Source organism: Mesorhizobium sp. B2-4-13, from assembly GCF_006658535.1.
In the GTDB taxonomy this organism is placed as follows: domain Bacteria; phylum Pseudomonadota; class Alphaproteobacteria; order Rhizobiales; family Rhizobiaceae; genus Mesorhizobium; species Mesorhizobium australicum.
Map to the genome: position 1 here is coordinate 689,802 of NZ_VFVB01000003.1, position 15,439 is coordinate 705,240.

Genomic DNA, 15,439 nt, shown 5'->3' on the forward strand with positions numbered 1-15,439 from the left:
CCAATCTTATTCGGCCGCTTCCGCCAGAGGAGGAAAGGCGGGTTTGGCCGTTGGTTCAGTGTGTTGAGAAGCGGGCTCGTCGCCGCCGCGCCGTTCGCGCAGCTGTTCGATGACCGCGTAGAAGACCGGCACGAACACCAGCGACAGGATGGTCGCGGCGACCATGCCGCCGAACACGGTGGTGCCGATGGACTGGCGGCTGGCGGCACCCGCACCGGTGGCGATCATCAGCGGCACCACGCCGAGGATGAAGGCAAACGCGGTCATCAGGATCGGCCGCAGTCTCAGCCGGGCGGCCTCCATTGATGCCTCGACGATGCTGAGGCCTTCCTCGCGCCGCCGTCTTGCGAACTCGACGATCAGGATCGCGTTCTTGGCCGCCAGGCCGATCAGCATGACGAAGCCGATCTGCGAATAGACGTCGATCTGCATGCCGCGCACCCAAAGTGCGGCGAACGCGCCGAACAGTGCGAGCGGCACGGCCAGCAGCACCATGAAGGGCATCGCCCAGCTCTCGTACTGCGCCGCCAGGATCAGGAAGACGAAGACGATGGCGAGGGCAAAGACCACCGACGCGATCGACCCCGCCTTGAGCTCCTGGAAAGTGATGCCGGTCCATTCGAAACCGAAATCCCTGGGCAGCGCGGTCGCCGCTGCCCGTTCCATGGCGGCGACCGCCTGGCCCGACGAATAACCGGGAGCGGCGCCGCCATTGATGGTGGCCGAGGCGTTGTTGTTGTAGTGCGGCACGGTTTCCGGGCCGACGAACGGCACCAGTTTCCCCAACGTGCTGAGCGGCACCATGCCGCCGGAGGCATTGCGCACATAGAGCCGTGAAATGTCGGCTGCACCGGCACGTGAATCCTTGTCGGCCTGGATGGTCACCCGGAAGGTGCGGCCAAACAGGTTGAAGTCGTTCACGTAGAGCGAGCCGAGATAGATCTGCAGCGTGTTGAAGACGTCGGGCAGGTTGAGGCCGAGCAGCTTCGCCTTGGCGCGGTCAAGATCGTAGTTGAACTGCGGCGTCGAGGTCGAGAACGGCGAAAACAGCTGCTGCGGATTGATTTCAGGCTGCTTGCGGGCCTCGGCGATCACCGCTTGCGTGGCGTCGTTGAGGGCCGTGCTGCCGCGGCCAGTGAGGTCCTCGACGACGAATTCGAAGCCGCCCGTGGTGCCGATGCCGGGGATGGAGGGTGGATCGAAGGAGAGCGCAAAAGCCTCCGGAATCTGCATCAGCTTGCCACGCACGTCGCCGACGAGCTTCGAGGCGCTCTGGTCGGGGCCACGCTCCTCCCACGGCTTGAGGATGGCGAACTCGACCGCCGAGTTCGACTGCGCCGCGCTGGTGAGGAAGTTCAGGCCGCTGATCGAGCCGACGATGTCGACGCCTGGCGTCGCCTGCAGGATGTCGCGCGCCTTCTGGGCCACCGCATCGGTACGCTCCAGCGAAGCGCCGTCGGGCAGCTGGATGACGACGAAGAAATAGCCCTGGTCCTCGACCGGAAGGAAGGTCGAGGGCAGCTTTTGCCAGACGAAGTAGGTGGCGACCAGGCCGGCGGCGAACAGGCCAAGCATGATCCAGCGCAGCCGGATAAGGATGCGCACGCCATGGGCATAGGCATGCGACAGCCTGTCGAAGCCCGTGTTGAACCAGCGGAACAGGAAGAATTGCGTCTCGCCTCGATGGCGCAGGAAGGCTGCACTGAGCGCCGGGCTGAGCGTCAGCGAGTTGAAGGCGGAGATGCCGACGGAGATCGCCACCGTCAGCGCGAACTGGTTGTAGAGCTTGCCGGAGACACCGGGAATGAAGGCAACCGGCACGAACACCGCCATCAGCACGGCGGTGGTCGCAATGATCGGGCCGGTGACCTCGGCCATGGCGGCCTTTGTCGCCGCCAGCGGTTTCAGTCCGGCCTCGAGCTGTCGTTCGACATTCTCGACCACGACGATGGCATCGTCGACGACAAGGCCGATCGCCAGCACCATGCCGAGCAGCGAGAGCATGTTGAGCGAAAAACCCATCATCTCCATGATGACGAGCGTCGCCACCAGCGACACCGGAATGGCGATGGTCGGAATGATGGTCGTGCGCCAGCTCTGCAGGAAGATGAAGACCACGGCGACGACGAGCACCAGGGCTTCGCCAAGCGTGATCAGCACGTCATGCATCGAGGCCGAGACGAAGCGCGTCGTATCGTAGTGCATCGCATAGTCGACGCCCTTGGGAAAACGGGCCGACAGTTCCTGCATCTTGTCCTTGACGCGCTGCTGCAGATCGAGCGCGTTGGAGCCGGGCATCTGATAGACGGCGAGCACCACGGTCGGGTCCTTGCCGAAAAAGGCCGAGGACGAATATTGCAGGGCGCCAAGCTCGATACGGGCGACGTCGCGCAGCCGCACCAGCGAGCCGGTGTCGGTGTTGGCACGCACGACGATGTCGCCGAATTCCTTCGGGTCGCTCAACCGGCCGACGGCGTTGACCTGCATCTCGAAGGCGGTGCCGGCGGGCGCCGGCGACTGGCCGATCTTGCCGGCCGCCACCTGGACGTTCTGTTCGGCGATGGCATTTTGCACATCGACCGCGGTGATGCCGAGATTGGCGAGCTTGTCCGGATCGAGCCAGACGCGCATCGAATAACGCCGTTCGCCGAAAATCTGCACGTCGCCGACACCAGGCAGCCGCTTCAGCGGATCCACCACCTGCAGATAGGCAAGGTTGGAGAGCGCCACCGGATCGACCGAATGGTCGGGCGAGGTCAGGTTGACGATGAGCACGAAGTTCGGGTTCTGCTTCTTGATCGTCACGCCGCCCTGGTTGACGATCGCCGGCAGCGACGAGGCGGCCTGCGAGACGCGGTTCTGGACGTCGACGGCGGCCGTGCTCAGGGAATAACCGACATCGAAGGTGATGGTGATGGTCGACGAGCCGTCATTGGAGCTCGTCGAGGACATGTAGGTCATGCCTTGCACGCCGTTGATCTGCTGCTCCAGCGGCGTCGTCACCGTGTCTGCCACCACTTGCGCGCTGGCGCCCGGATAGTGGGCGCTGACGACGACTTGCGGCGGTGTGATGTCCGGAAACTGCGAGACGGGCAGCAGGAAATAACAAATCGTGCCGGCGAGGACCATGATGATGGCGATCGCCGAGGCGAAGATCGGACGATGGATGAAGAAGTTTACCACGACACGCACGCCTCTCCGGCCGCTCTTGCCCGCCCGAAGGCGCTGGCCACCCTGGACAACTGCCCGCGCCCGTCCCGGGACCCTTCCCGTGAACGCAGCAACGGCACCTCGCGACGCTGCCCATCGGCAAGCGAGCGCAACATGTTCTCGAACGCGCGGGGGTCGACCCCGTCTGCCTTCATGACCAGCCGGATCATCGGATCCCGGACGGCCTCATCTATGGTAAGATCGCGGCGCTGTGGCATTGGCCGGCTCCTTGTCTGTCGATTCGCAGCCCGTGCTCACGAACCGTTTTTCATCTCTTCACCGGCCGAGGCCGCATGATTGGCAATCTTTTCGTCCATCTCGATCTGGTAGGACCAGTTCACGACCTTGTTATTGACGACGGACGATATAGGTGTTACCAGTAAGTAACATTCTGGAAGTTACAGACCGGTAACACCCTAGTCAAGAGGTGGCCGAGAGTTTTTTGGAAACGAAAGGAGATCATGATGACAGACGGCGTCGTGGAGCGCTCTCGTCCCCGGGATCGGATTCTGGAGACGGCGCGTGACATGTTCCACAAGCACGGCATCAAGGGCGTCGGCGTCGACGCCATCACCGAGGCTGCCGGCACGAACAAGATGACGCTCTATCGTCACTTCGAATCCAAGGACGAACTGATCGTCGAATGCCTGCGCGCCAACGCGCTGAAAGCTGGCGCGATGTGGGAAACGTTCGAGGCCGAGCATCCGGGTGACAAGCTCGCTCAACTTCATGCCTGGGTTCGCAAGGCCGCCGCCATGCTCAACACCGACGGCCGTGGCTGCGACATGGCCAACGCCGCCGCCGAGCTGACCGAACCCGATCATCCGGCAAGGCGCGTCATCAAGGAACTCAAGGAAGCCCAGCGCGAACGCCTGGTCGGACTCTGCCGGGATGCCGGCATCGGCCAGGCCGAGCTTCTCGCCGATACGCTGTCGCTGCTGTTTGAAGGTGCGCGGGTCAGCGTGCAGACCGTCGGTGCCGAGGGCCCGAGTACGCAGTTCGTGCGGATGGCTGAAGGACTGATCGTTTCCTTCCGGGGCACTGCCGCCGGTTAAGTATTGCCGTGGCTGCTGGTGATTTTGCGGTCGCGTGACCGAAATGATGTCTGCTGCCCTATAGGCAGCACGCTATTTCCCGTTGACTGAACGAAAAAAGCCCGCTGCCGGGAGGAGGTGGCAGCGGGCTCGATTTCGAATGTGGCGCGGGAGGAGGTGCACCCCATTCAGCGTCGGCATCGCATCTGGGAGGAGTAGATGGCCGACAACCAGAACCTACGAGTTGCCCAATGATTCGGCAACAATGAATTGTGCATAGCTGCTGTGCAGATTTGCCGGGGCGGTCATGTTCCCCAGGAGATGCGGGATCTCACTGCACGGGCACGTTTTCCCGGAAGATCAGTCGCGGCTCGATGAATTTGCGGGTGAGATAGGGCGCCGATGATGCGATCGAGCCGAGCAGTTGGATCACCGACTGCTCCGCGATCAGCCTGGCGTTCTGGTCGATGACGACGTCGGCGAGGTCGTCGACGAGGTAGCCGCGTGTCTCCCTTGTCAGATCGTGGCAGATGAAGACCGGCTTGCGGTTGGGCCTGGTTTCCCGGATCGCCTTGGCAATGCCGGAGCGCCCGGCGCCGACGCAATAGATACCGAGCAGTTCCGGCTCGTTGCGCAACGCTTTCATGGTTGCGGCATAGCTGGCATCGGGCTCGTCATTGATCTCGACGGCGCTGCTGACGGTGAGGTTGGGAAACTCCTCTCCAAGCACGGAGCGGAAGCCCATCTCGCGCTCTTCATGGCCGCGGTAGGAACGCGAGCCGACGACCATCGCCAGCTGCCCCTCGCGGCCACCGAGGAAGCGTCCCATCAAAAGTGCCGCCGTCCGCCCCGCCACGCGGTTGTCGATGCCGACATAGGCCGAGCGGGGAGCGGCCGGAATATCGGACACCAGCGTCACCAGCCGGATACCGGCCTCGACCATGTCGCGCAGGATATTGCGCGTCCTGGGATGATCGACCGCGATGACACCGACGCCGTTGGCGCGCAGCGACAGCTTTTCGACCGCGGTCTGCAAGGCATTGGGCGAGATACCGGCGAGATTGTGAATCCGGCAGGACGCCACCAGCGGCAGGCGCGAGGCGTAGTCCTCGATGTGCTTTGCCAGGTCGTGCATGAAGTCGTTCGAGCCGATCGGCAGGAAGAATTCCAGGTTTGCGGGCCTCGAGGGAAGCGTCACCTGGTCGGCGACCGGCAGATAGCCGAGCTGCTTGGCGGCCTCCATGACGCGTTGCCGGTTGGCGGCACTCGCTCCGGGCCGGTTGTTGAGCACCCTGTCGACCGTCGCGGTCGACAGCCCGCAGTTCCTGGCGATGTCGGAGACGGTAGCCTTCATGCCGCAACCCTACACGTCGCTCCGCACGTCCTCAGTGCGCCGGCTTGCCGTCGGCGAGAGCGTCGCGGATGTCCTTGTCCGACATGCCGGTGATGATGCGCTCGACTTCCGTCACGGTTGTCGTCTTCGGATCGATGTCGTCGGCCACCACCTTGCCCCTGCGCATGACGACGATGCGGTCGACCACCTGGAAGACATGGTGGATGTTGTGCGCGATGAAGATGCAGGAGTGGCCGGAATCGCGGGCGTTGCGCACGAAGCTGAGCACGCCTTGGGTCTCGGCCACGCCGAGATTGTTGGTCGGCTCGTCGAGGATGATCAGGTCGCTGTCGAAATGCATGGCGCGCGCGATCGCGACCGCCTGGCGCTCGCCGCCGGAGAGCGAGCCGATCGGCGTCGTCGGCGGGATGTTCTTGGAGATGCCGACCTGTTTGAGCAGATCGCGGGCGACCGTGTTCATGGCGTCCTGGTCCATGCGGTTGAGGAAGCGCGGCGGCTTGATCGGTTCTCGACCCAGGAACAGGTTGCGCGCGATCGACAATTGCGTGACCAGGGCGGAGTCCTGGTAGATGGTCTCGATGCCGTGGGCGATGGCGTCGCTGGTATCGCGCAAGGTGACCTTCTTGCCGCGGATGAAGATATCGCCGCTGGTCAGCGGCACCGCGCCGGAGAGAACCTTGATCAGCGTCGATTTGCCGGCGCCATTGTCGCCCAGAAGGCCGACGATCTCACGCTCGTTGACATGGAAATTGGCGTCCACCAGCGCCTGCACGCGGCCATAGGACTTGCGGATGCTGTGCATGCGGATCAATGGCTCGGCCATGGTTCAAGTCCCCGCCTGGTGCCGGCGTTCCAGCCATGAATGCAGCGCCATCATGCCAAGGATGATCGCGCCGATGAAGATGTTGTAGGCAAGGCCGGGCACGCCGATCAGCACGATGCCGTTGCGCATCACGCGCAGGATCAGGATGCCGAGCACGGTGCCGATGATGGTGCCGCGCCCGCCGGTGAGTGCGGTGCCGCCGATCACCACCATGGCGATCACCTCGAGCTCGTAGCCGGTGCCGCTGTTGGGGTTGGCGGCGGATGTGCGCAGCGAGGAGATGACGCCGGCAAGCGAGGCCATGACCGACGACAGGACGAACAGGCCGACCTTGACGCGATTGACATTGACGCCGCGGGCACGCGCCGCGTTGGGATTGCCGCCCGCCGCCTGGATCCAGTTGCCGGTCCGGCTTTGCGTCAGGACATAGCCGAGCGCGATCGCCGCGGCGATGAACCAGAACAGCGACATGTAGATGCGGAACGGCCCGATGAAGAAGTCGCCGACCAGAGCCTCCGCCAGCCAGCTGCCTTCGGCACTCCAGGTGCGCTGCGGAAACCCGTCGGTGATGAAAAGCGCGCTGCCGCGCACCACCAGCAGCATGCCGAGCGTCACCAGGAAGGACGGGATCTTGAGCTGCGTGACGAACCAGCCATTGACCAGGCCGATCAAGGCGGCAACCACCAGCGCGACAAGGAAGCCCATTTCCAGCGAGGTGACGCCGGCATTGAACAGCGTCCACATCAGCACGGGCGAGAAGCCGAACAGGGACCCGACGGAGAGGTCGAATTCGCCCGAAGTCATCAACAGCGTCATCGCCAGCGCGATCAGGCCGAGCTCGACCGTGAAGGCCAGCGTGTTGGAGATGTTCTGCGGCGACAGGAAGTCGTGGTTGAAACCCCAGAAAACGGCGATCTCCACGATGAGCAGAATGAAAGGTCCGAATTCCGGCCGCGCGATCAGGCGTTGGATGAGCGAATGATTTTCCACTGGGAACCCGCGACATGGTTGGGACGGGCCGCGAGCTCCACCGCATCGGGTGGCATGCCACGGCGCAGGAAGATATCTGGCGCCGTGCGAAAACGCGCGGCGCCAGGGGATCGCGGATTATTTGCCGGACAGGATCTTGTCGTAGACCGCCGCGGTGTCCTTCTCATAGAGCGCGCCGGTGATGACGTTGAAGCCCGGAGGAATGCCGCTGGCCGCCATGTTGGCGAGCGACAGCGCCACATAGCTGGTCGCCTGCGGATCCTGCCACTGGCCGGCATTGACATAGCCGTTCAGCACTTCCTGGGTGGTGTCGAGCGAGTTGCCCCAGCCGACCACCGGGATTTCGCCCGGCTTGACGCCGACCTGGTCGAACACGCGCTTGATCGAACCGGTTACGAGGTCGCCCAGGCCGATGATGGCGTTGACCTTGCCCTTGTGGGCGGTGAGGTAGTCGACCATGCGGTTGATCACCTCGGCCTGGTCGAGCGTCGCTTCGGTCACTTCATAGGTGATGCCGAGCGGGCCGAAGACGCTCTTGATGCCTTCTTCTTCCTGCACGCCGTAGGTGGCGCCGGGGATCTCGACCGGCATCCAGACGAAGTCGCCCTTCTTCACCAGGCCCTTGTCGACCAGATACTGCGCCCAGTGCTTGCCGAAAGTGACGTTGTCACCGCCGACATAGGCGTTGAAATTGGCCTTGGGATCGGGCGTGTTGAAGTTGATGATCGGGACGTTGGCCGCGCGCGCTTCCTTGACGATCTCGACCAGGCTGCCCGGATCGGGGCTGGTGGTGACGATGCCGTCGGCCTTGGCCGAGAGGGCGGCACGGACCGCCTCCTGCTGCGAGGCGACGTCGCCATTGTGGAACGACGTGTTGACGGTGTTGCCGGTGTCCTTGGCCCATTGCTTGGCGCCGGCGAGGAAGTAGGTCCAGACCGGGTCGGCCGGCCCGCCATGTGAAATCCAGTAGAACGTCTTGGCCTGCGCGGCTGCCGGAATGACCGTCAGCGCGATCAGCAGGCCGTAGAGCACAAGTCTTAGTCTCGTCAGCATTTGATTTCCTCCCGATTGAAGATGATCCGTCCCTTGTTCCGGCTTCAGCCGGATTGCGTCTTTTTGCCAGCGCCGCTCGGATGCCTAAGAGCATTCCCTTTTTCGGCGAATGGCAAGCCTCCATCTGCAGATGTAGTGGGCGCCTGACGCGGCGCCATCAGCGACCCCATCAGATCGCATCAGTCGGGATGATTTTTCCCGGGCAGTCGGATGATTGTCGCCGAGAGCTCAGCCGGGCGGACTATCCCGATCACGTCTGGGCGGTCTCTGAGGGCGAAAGTCCCCAAAGAGCCGCTTAGAGCAGGCCGGCCTTGGCCAGGTCGCGCATCAAATGGCTGGCGCCGTAAGTCCAGTGCGGGCAATCGGGCGACAGCCGCACGCGGTTGACCAGCGCGCCGAATTTTTCCGACGAGATGGTGACGATGTCGCCGACCTTGTGCGTGAAACCCTTGCCCTTTTCGCCGCGATCCTTCGACGGCACGAACATGGTGCCGAGATAGAGCGCCAGCCCGTCCGGATACTGGTGATGCGGGCCCATGGCCGCGGCAACCAGCTCCTCCGGCGAGCGGCTGATCTCGGCCATCGAGCTTGCCCCCTCCAGCGAAAACCCGTCCTCGCCCTCGACCTTCAGGCGCACGACGGCCTGCTTCACGTCGGCGATGGAGAACGTGTCGTCGAACAGCCGGATGAAGGGGCCAAGCGAGGCCGAGGCGTTGTTGTCCTTGGCCTTGCCGAGCAGCAGCGCCGAACGGCCCTCGACGTCGCGCAGATTGACGTCGTTGCCGATGGTGGCGCCGACGATCCTGCCGCTCGAGGCGGCGATCATGGCGATCTCCGGCTCCGGATTGTTCCAGGTCGAAACCGGATGCAGGCCGACATCGGCGCCGAAGCCGACCGAGGCCATCGGCTGGCACTTGGTGAAGATCTCGGCATCGGGGCCGATGCCCACTTCCAGATATTGCGACCAGGCGCCGCGCGAAATCAGCTTGGCCTTGATCTCCATCGCCTCTGGCGAACCGGGCTTGAGCTTCGAAAGATCATGGCCGATCAGACCCGCAATGTCGGCGCGGATGGCGTCGGCCTTATCAGCCGAGCCACGCGCCTGTTCCTCGATCACCCGTTCGAGCAGGCTGACGACGAAGGTGACGCCGGAAGCCTTGATCGCCTGCAGGTCGACCGGCGACAGCAGAAAGGGTTTTGCCCGGTCGCGCGTGGCTTCGAAACTGTTGGACGCGATATCGTCGAGTGAACCGATCGGCTTGCCCGTGGCCGAGCGCACATGGCCGGCCGGGTCGGCCAATTCGCAGACGTCACGCACGGTGGGCGCCGCGCTGGATGTGATGTCGAAGACGGTGCCGTCGCGCACCGTGACGACCAGGGGGTGCGAGGCATCGCCGCTCCTGGCGCGGCCGACAAACAAGCCTTCGGCGGGCAGATGTGTCGGGTTGGTCATGAGTTGGGTTCCTCGTTGAATCGAAAATGCTGGCCCGGTCGGCGCGGCACTTTCGCCGGATTCCATTCAAAGGTCTATCCCATCCAAGCAGTCGAGCGGTGGCCGCGAGTATGCCGACTGGGTCATCCACGACGTCCGGATGTCAAGGACATCACCGGGCTTAGGTCCGGTTACTCGAACTTGACTCAGAGAATTGTTCGTGTTTTGTTCTGGGCGCCAGAACAGAACGGAGGCGTTCCTTGGCGAGCGTATAGGTAATGTACCAAGGCGAACTAGATTTCGGAATTCCAGAACCGCCAAGGCGGCCCAAAAAGCCCGATCGTGTCTTCTTCGGCGTGTTTCTGCAGGCAGGGGATTATTTTCGGTTTGCTGATTGTCAAAGCCGGCTATGCGACAAATGTGGCATAGCCGGCTCACCGCTGATACCGGAGCGTTTTCATGTCAGCCAGCAGCATGTCGGGGACTACAAGCGGCTGCGGTCGAAGATCATCTTTGCGGCCACCCGATCGGGGCAGCGCGTCAAGATGCCTGCTTTTGAGATCACCTTTCGCCACGCCAGGAGCTTTCCTGGCCGCCCGGCGACAACAGGCCGACCGGCCAAGCATCCCTTCGTGCTTGTGGCCGATGACGGACCGGTTTGTGAACTGAGCGGGAATCTCGGCGTCGAAATGCTGCGTGAAGGCCTGAAGGCGTCAGACGGGTTCGTCCCTCATATGACCCTTGCCTATGACCAGAAACTTATCCCACAACTGCCGATCGAGCCGATCAGCTTCGTGGCGCGGGAGTTCATTCTCGTGCACAGCCTGCGCGGGCTGACGCAATATGACTTTCTGGAACGTTGGCCGCTGATTGCGATGTAACGAAGCACGCGCTGGTTCGCGCGACACCCCATCCTGACAGGGTCATGTCAGCTATCGACCTGTCCGCGATGGCAGGTCCGCAAGCGGTTCCCTACTTGCAATGCGTCTGAACAGGAGGAACAAAAATGACCGTCACGGAAATCGCCAAGGAGTTCACCGAACTTCTCAAGCAGGGCAACAACGAAGGTGCTGCCGAAAAATACAATGCGGACGATATCATCAGCTACGAAGCGATGGAGGGACCGATGGCCGTCAGTCACGGCAAGGAGGCCCTCAGGCAGAAAAGCCAGTGGTGGCAAGAGAACCACGAAGTGCATGGCGGCTCGGTCGAGGGCCCTTATGTCAACGGCGATCAATTCGCGGTGCGCTTCACCTTTGACATAACGCCCAAGGCCACCGGCGAGCGTGTCACCATGGATGAGGTTGGCCTGTACACGGTCAAGAACGGCAAGATCACCGAAGAGCGCTTTTACTACTGAGGCCGGAAATCGGGTCTTCCCAGCTTTGCTCTCTTTGCGGCAAGGTTGAAAATTTGCACGGCGGCCAGAGCGATCCTCTGGCCGCTGGGAGCGTTCAAATCGTCTTCACATACTGCGCAAGTTGATCGGCCACCGTGCCCCAGCCGTCGAAGAAACCCATCTCTTCATGGTTGTCGCGGGTGGCTTGGTCACGGTGAATGGCTGTGGCGGTATAGCGCGTACCCTGGCCATCCGGATGGAGCGAAATGACTGCGGTGATGAAAGGCTCGCCCGAGGGTCGATAGCCGGGCAGCAGCGCATCCGTCCACACCAGCCGCTCGTTGGGCACGATTTCCAGATAGCAGCAGTGGCGGTCACTGACCTCCTTGCCGTCGGGCGACTGCATGCGTGTCCGAAACAGGCCGCCCGGCCTGAGGTCGATCTCGCAGTCAGTGATCAGCCATGGCTTCGGCGTGAACCACTGCCTGACATGCTCAGGTGTCGTCCAGGCTCGCCAAAGCAATTCGCGCGGCGCATCGATTACGCGCTCCAGCGTCAGGTCCAGCCGGGGATCGGGCTCGAAGGAATAACTCATTTTTCCTGCTCCTTGAGGGTCATGACATAGGCATCGAACCGGTCGAGGCGGCGTTCCCAAACTGTACGCTGTTCGGCCAGCCAGCTTTCGGCGAGCTTCAACGGTTCAGGCGCAAGCTCGTAAGTCCTGACCCGTCCGGTCTTTTGCGAACGAACCAGCCCGCAGCCTTCGAGAATCTTGAGATGGTCGATGAAGGATGGCAGGGCCATATCGAAAGGCTGGGCCAGTTCGCTGACCGAAGCAGGGCTCCTGTTCAGCCGCTCGACCACGCGCCGTCGCGTCGGGTCGGCAAGCGCGCGAAAAATGCCGTCGATCGGCGGGAGGCTTGGATTTGCACTCTGGAGGCTGGTCATCGATCGGTTCCGGGTCGTCAAAAAGCGATTGGAAACACTTAGGTAATTCCCTTAGTGTTGGCAAGCGCCAAATTTCCGGCAACGCTGACCAAGCTGCTGGCCAAGCGGGAAGGGCGGTTTTAGGCTGCGAAACGGATTCGACTGTCAGCCCAAGGGAAGAGCACTTTGACGATCACCATGTACGGCATCACCAATTGCGACACGATCAAGAAGGCGCGCGTCTGGCTGGAGAGCCATGACCTTCCCTATCGTTTCCACGACTATCGGGCCGAAGGGATCGAGGCTGGCAAGCTGAATGGCTGGGCCGGCAAGGTCGGTTGGGAAAAGCTGCTCAACAAGGGCAGCACTTCGTTTCGCGAACTGCCGGAGGCGGACAAGCAAGGCCTCGACGAGAAGAAGGCGAAAGCGTTGATGCTGGCCAAGCCGACGATGATCAGGCGGCCGGTGCTGGAGATCGGCGATCGGGTGGTGGTTGGCTTCAAGCCGGAGGTTTATGAGCAGACGGTGGGGAAGTAGGCGGAAGCGTCGCGCCGTCCGATCTCCACCCTCGTGGGGAGATGTCCGGCAGGACAGAGGGGCGCTGTCCGCCTGCTCGCGAAGGTCCGAGCGCCTCAACCCGCGCTCAAATACTCCGCCAGTGCCACCGCATTATTGTGCGCTTCATCATGCGCGCCGTAGAGCAGCGTTACCTTGCCCTCGCCAAGCAAGCCGCGCAGCTGCGCAACCGCCTCACCATTCCCGTCGAGCTCAGCCCCGTACCGCTTCCGAAATTCCGCCCAACGTGCCGGCTCGTGCCCGAACCACTTCCGCAGGTCGTCGCTCGGCGCGATCTCCTTCAGCCACAGTGCCAGCGCGGCATGCTCCCTGCTGACGCCGCGCGGCCAGATGCGATCAACCAACACCCGCTGCCCGTCATCGGCAGCGGGCGGCTCGTAAATCCGCTTGACCATCAGGTCGAAAGCCATTCGACCTCCCTACGCCGAACCCCTCAGGCCCACTCGCCTTTGCGCATCACCGGCACGCGGCTGCCATCCTTGGCGACGCCGTCAATGTCGATCTTGTCCGACCCGATCATCCAGTCGATATGGATGAAGCTCTTGTTGCCGCCGCGCGCCGCGATTTCGTCAGGGCTGAGCGAGGCGCCGTCGACGAAGCATTTCGAATAGCATTGGCCGAGCGCGATGTGGCAGGCGGCGTTTTCGTCGAACAGCGTGTTGAAGAACAACAGGCCGCTGGCCGAGATCGGCGAGGAATGCGGCACCAGCGCCACTTCGCCCAGACGACGCGCGCCCTCGTCGGTGTCGAGCACCTTCTTCAGCACGTCCTCACCTTTCGACGCTTTGGCCTCGACGATCCTGCCGCCCTCGAAGCGCACCGAGATGTCGTCGATCAGCGTGCCTTGGTAGGACAGCGGCTTGGTCGAGGAGACATGGCCCTCGACGCGCCGCGCATGCGGAGTGGTGAAAACTTCCTCGGTCGGGATGTTGGGATTGCAGGTGATGCCGTTCTTGGCGGTCGAGGCGCCGCCCATCCACTCATGGCCATCCGCCAGCCCGACCGTCAGGTCGGTGCCCGGTCCAGCGAAATGCAGGGCATGGAAATCATGGCCGTTGAGCCATTCGGTGCGGCCGCGCAGCGCCGCATTGTGCGCCGTCCAGTTGCCGATCGGGTCTTCCACATCCACCCGCGAGGCGGCGAAGATGGCGTCGGCGAGCTTCGCGACCGCCACGTCGTCGGCATCGCCGGCGAAAACCTGCCTGGCCCAGGCCAGATCCGGATAGGCGACGATGTTCCAGTTGATGTCGAAGCCGGTGATCTTCTCCAGCGCCGGCTGGTAGGCCATCGAATTGGCCTTGTTGGCGCGCGCCACCTTCGCCGGATCCTGCGCCGACAGGAGCGACGGATCCTCGCCGCGCACGGCAAGCCGGGCTGCGTTGTTGGAGAAGGCCTTAGCCATGCCTTCGTAGAGCCAGCCGGCGGCATGGTCGAAGCCAGCATCGGCGCCGAAGCGGTAGCGCGCCAGCGTCATCTCGTCATCGTTGAAGATCGGCGTCACCAGCCCGGCACCGGCCTTGTAGGCGTGTTCGACGATGCGCCTGGTCAGCGGCAGGGCCGCGATCGACGATGTCAGCACCAGGTCCTGTCCGGGCTGCAATTGCAGCCCCACCTTGATGGCGACTTCCGCCAGCCTGTCGAGCTTCACCGGGTCGATCGTTGCGGAAACGCCGCGCGAATGTGTGGTCATGATCCTGCCTGTCGTCTTGGGATGTTTGATTGAACATAGACCGGTGCCGCGGTGCTTTCCACCGTGATCGTGCCGCTGGGCTCCGCGACCGACGATCCGAACCGCGCCATCGTCGCCGCGATCTCTTCCTTGATCCAGATCATGAAGTCCCGGACCTTGCGGCTCTCGGCCTTGGTGGCGGAGGTCACCAGCCAGTAGCCGAGGCCGCTCTGAGCGCGAATTCCGAACGGCGCCACCAGGCGCCCGTCGGCCAGCGCATCGGCCGTCAGCAATTGCCAGCCGAGCATCACGCCATGGCCGGCGATCGCCGATTCCAGGCACAGCATCGGGTCGGTGAAGCTCGCGCCTTTCTGGAAGGTAACGGGTTGAACGCCGGCGGCCGCGAACCAGCTTTCCCAGTTGATCATCGCCCGCTCGTCGGTGATGGCGCAGGTCTGGGCGAGGTCGCAGATCGACGTTAGTTTTCTGGCAATCCCGGGCGCGCAGACCGGGAAGACTTCCTGCGCCAAAAGCAGCTCCGCCTTTCCACCCGGCCATTTGCCGTCGCCAAGCCGGATGGCAATGTCGACGTCCGAGTGATCGAGATTGGCCAGCCGCACTGAAGCGTCGATACGCAGCAGCACGTTGGGATGCCGGTCGAAGTGCCGCGACAGCCGTGGCAGCAGCCATTTGGAGGCAAAGGCCGGTGCCGCCGAAACGACCAATGTGCACTGGCTGGCTTCGTCGGCCAGTGCCACGGCCTGGGCAAGCTCGCGAAATCCAGTGCCCAGGCGGGCCGCGAAGACGGCGCCGAATTCGGTCAGGACGAGGCCGCTGGTCGTGCGCTCGAACAGTGCCTGGCCGAGCTGTTTTTCGGTGCGGCTGATCTGCTGGCTGACGGCGCTGACGGAAACGTTGAGTTCGCCGGCGGCGGCGGCGAGCGAGCCGAGACGGGCGACGGTTTCCACGGCGCGAAGGCCGTTGAGATGAACGCGGTTGAGCATGGCCATTTGAGATTTTCTAAACCGATCC

15 protein-coding genes are annotated in these 15,439 nt (G+C 63.0%); 4 read left to right on the plus strand and 11 right to left on the minus strand.

Annotated features, from left to right (window positions below):
* Positions 1-6: 6 nt before the first annotated feature.
* On the minus strand, positions 7-3,183 hold the full coding sequence (locus tag FJ936_RS11285) for a multidrug efflux RND transporter permease subunit (protein ID WP_140617599.1): 3,177 nt from the start codon (positions 3,181-3,183) through the stop codon (positions 7-9).
* Between the two features lie 491 nt (positions 3,184-3,674).
* On the opposite strand from FJ936_RS11285, the gene FJ936_RS11295 reads away from it, so the two are divergent.
* Positions 3,675-4,265, plus strand: coding sequence for a TetR/AcrR family transcriptional regulator (locus FJ936_RS11295; protein WP_015318879.1), 591 nt, complete (start codon positions 3,675-3,677; stop codon positions 4,263-4,265).
* Between the two features lie 310 nt (positions 4,266-4,575).
* Here FJ936_RS11295 and FJ936_RS11305 read toward each other — a convergent pair whose 3' ends face one another.
* The 5 genes from FJ936_RS11305 to FJ936_RS11325 all read right to left on the minus strand — a co-directional run bounded on the left by FJ936_RS11305 (position 4,576) and on the right by FJ936_RS11325 (position 9,917).
* Positions 4,576-5,598, minus strand: a complete 1,023-nt coding sequence (locus FJ936_RS11305; RefSeq protein ID WP_015318878.1) for a LacI family DNA-binding transcriptional regulator — start codon at positions 5,596-5,598, stop codon at positions 4,576-4,578.
* A 31-nt stretch (positions 5,599-5,629) separates the two neighbouring features.
* The gene (locus FJ936_RS11310) at positions 5,630-6,421 is read right to left on the minus strand and encodes an ATP-binding cassette domain-containing protein (protein ID WP_141906570.1); all 792 of its coding nucleotides are present in this window, start codon (positions 6,419-6,421) and stop codon (positions 5,630-5,632) included.
* Positions 6,422-6,424: 3 nt separating this feature from the next.
* Complete coding sequence (locus tag FJ936_RS11315; RefSeq protein ID WP_015318876.1) at positions 6,425-7,411, minus strand: ABC transporter permease; 987 nt, start codon at positions 7,409-7,411, stop codon at positions 6,425-6,427.
* Positions 7,412-7,528: 117 nt separating this feature from the next.
* Complete coding sequence (locus tag FJ936_RS11320; RefSeq protein ID WP_015318875.1) at positions 7,529-8,464, minus strand: substrate-binding domain-containing protein; 936 nt, start codon at positions 8,462-8,464, stop codon at positions 7,529-7,531.
* A 295-nt stretch (positions 8,465-8,759) separates the two neighbouring features.
* Positions 8,760-9,917, minus strand: a complete 1,158-nt coding sequence (locus tag FJ936_RS11325) for a fumarylacetoacetate hydrolase family protein (protein ID WP_140788066.1) — start codon at positions 9,915-9,917, stop codon at positions 8,760-8,762.
* A 257-nt stretch (positions 9,918-10,174) separates the two neighbouring features.
* Here FJ936_RS11325 and FJ936_RS11330 point away from each other — a divergent pair, with 257 nt between their 5' ends.
* Both FJ936_RS11330 and FJ936_RS11335 read left to right on the plus strand, forming a co-directional pair.
* Positions 10,175-10,777: a 2'-5' RNA ligase gene (locus FJ936_RS11330; RefSeq protein WP_140661450.1), complete on the plus strand. Its 603-nt coding sequence runs from the start codon at positions 10,175-10,177 to the stop codon at positions 10,775-10,777.
* A gap of 125 nt (positions 10,778-10,902) precedes the next feature.
* Entirely contained in the window at positions 10,903-11,256 is a 354-nt protein-coding gene (locus tag FJ936_RS11335) for a nuclear transport factor 2 family protein (protein ID WP_140617345.1), read from the plus strand.
* Positions 11,257-11,350: 94 nt separating this feature from the next.
* Here FJ936_RS11335 and FJ936_RS11340 read toward each other — a convergent pair whose 3' ends face one another.
* Positions 11,351-11,830, minus strand: a complete 480-nt coding sequence (locus tag FJ936_RS11340; RefSeq protein WP_141906571.1) for an SRPBCC family protein — start codon at positions 11,828-11,830, stop codon at positions 11,351-11,353.
* Positions 11,827-12,183: a metalloregulator ArsR/SmtB family transcription factor gene (locus FJ936_RS11345; RefSeq protein WP_141906572.1), complete on the minus strand. Its 357-nt coding sequence runs from the start codon at positions 12,181-12,183 to the stop codon at positions 11,827-11,829. The genes FJ936_RS11340 and FJ936_RS11345 overlap by 4 nt, the downstream gene beginning before the upstream one ends.
* A 165-nt stretch (positions 12,184-12,348) precedes the next feature.
* Here FJ936_RS11345 and FJ936_RS11350 point away from each other — a divergent pair, with 165 nt between their 5' ends.
* Positions 12,349-12,699 (plus strand): ArsC family reductase, encoded by a 351-nt coding sequence (locus FJ936_RS11350; protein ID WP_041163511.1) that lies wholly within the window; start codon positions 12,349-12,351, stop codon positions 12,697-12,699.
* A 95-nt stretch (positions 12,700-12,794) separates the two neighbouring features.
* On the opposite strand, the gene FJ936_RS11355 is transcribed toward FJ936_RS11350, so the two are convergent.
* From FJ936_RS11355 to FJ936_RS11365, 3 genes are read right to left on the minus strand one after another with little or no spacing between them, the layout of a single operon-like run.
* The gene (locus tag FJ936_RS11355) at positions 12,795-13,148 is read right to left on the minus strand and encodes a DUF488 domain-containing protein (protein ID WP_015318868.1); all 354 of its coding nucleotides are present in this window, start codon (positions 13,146-13,148) and stop codon (positions 12,795-12,797) included.
* Positions 13,149-13,171: 23 nt separating this feature from the next.
* On the minus strand, positions 13,172-14,428 hold the full coding sequence (locus tag FJ936_RS11360) for an aminopeptidase (protein ID WP_141906573.1): 1,257 nt from the start codon (positions 14,426-14,428) through the stop codon (positions 13,172-13,174).
* The gene (locus FJ936_RS11365; RefSeq protein ID WP_140617340.1) at positions 14,425-15,417 is read right to left on the minus strand and encodes a LysR substrate-binding domain-containing protein; all 993 of its coding nucleotides are present in this window, start codon (positions 15,415-15,417) and stop codon (positions 14,425-14,427) included. Before FJ936_RS11365 ends, FJ936_RS11360 begins: the two co-directional genes overlap by 4 nt.
* Positions 15,418-15,439 lie beyond the last annotated feature (22 nt).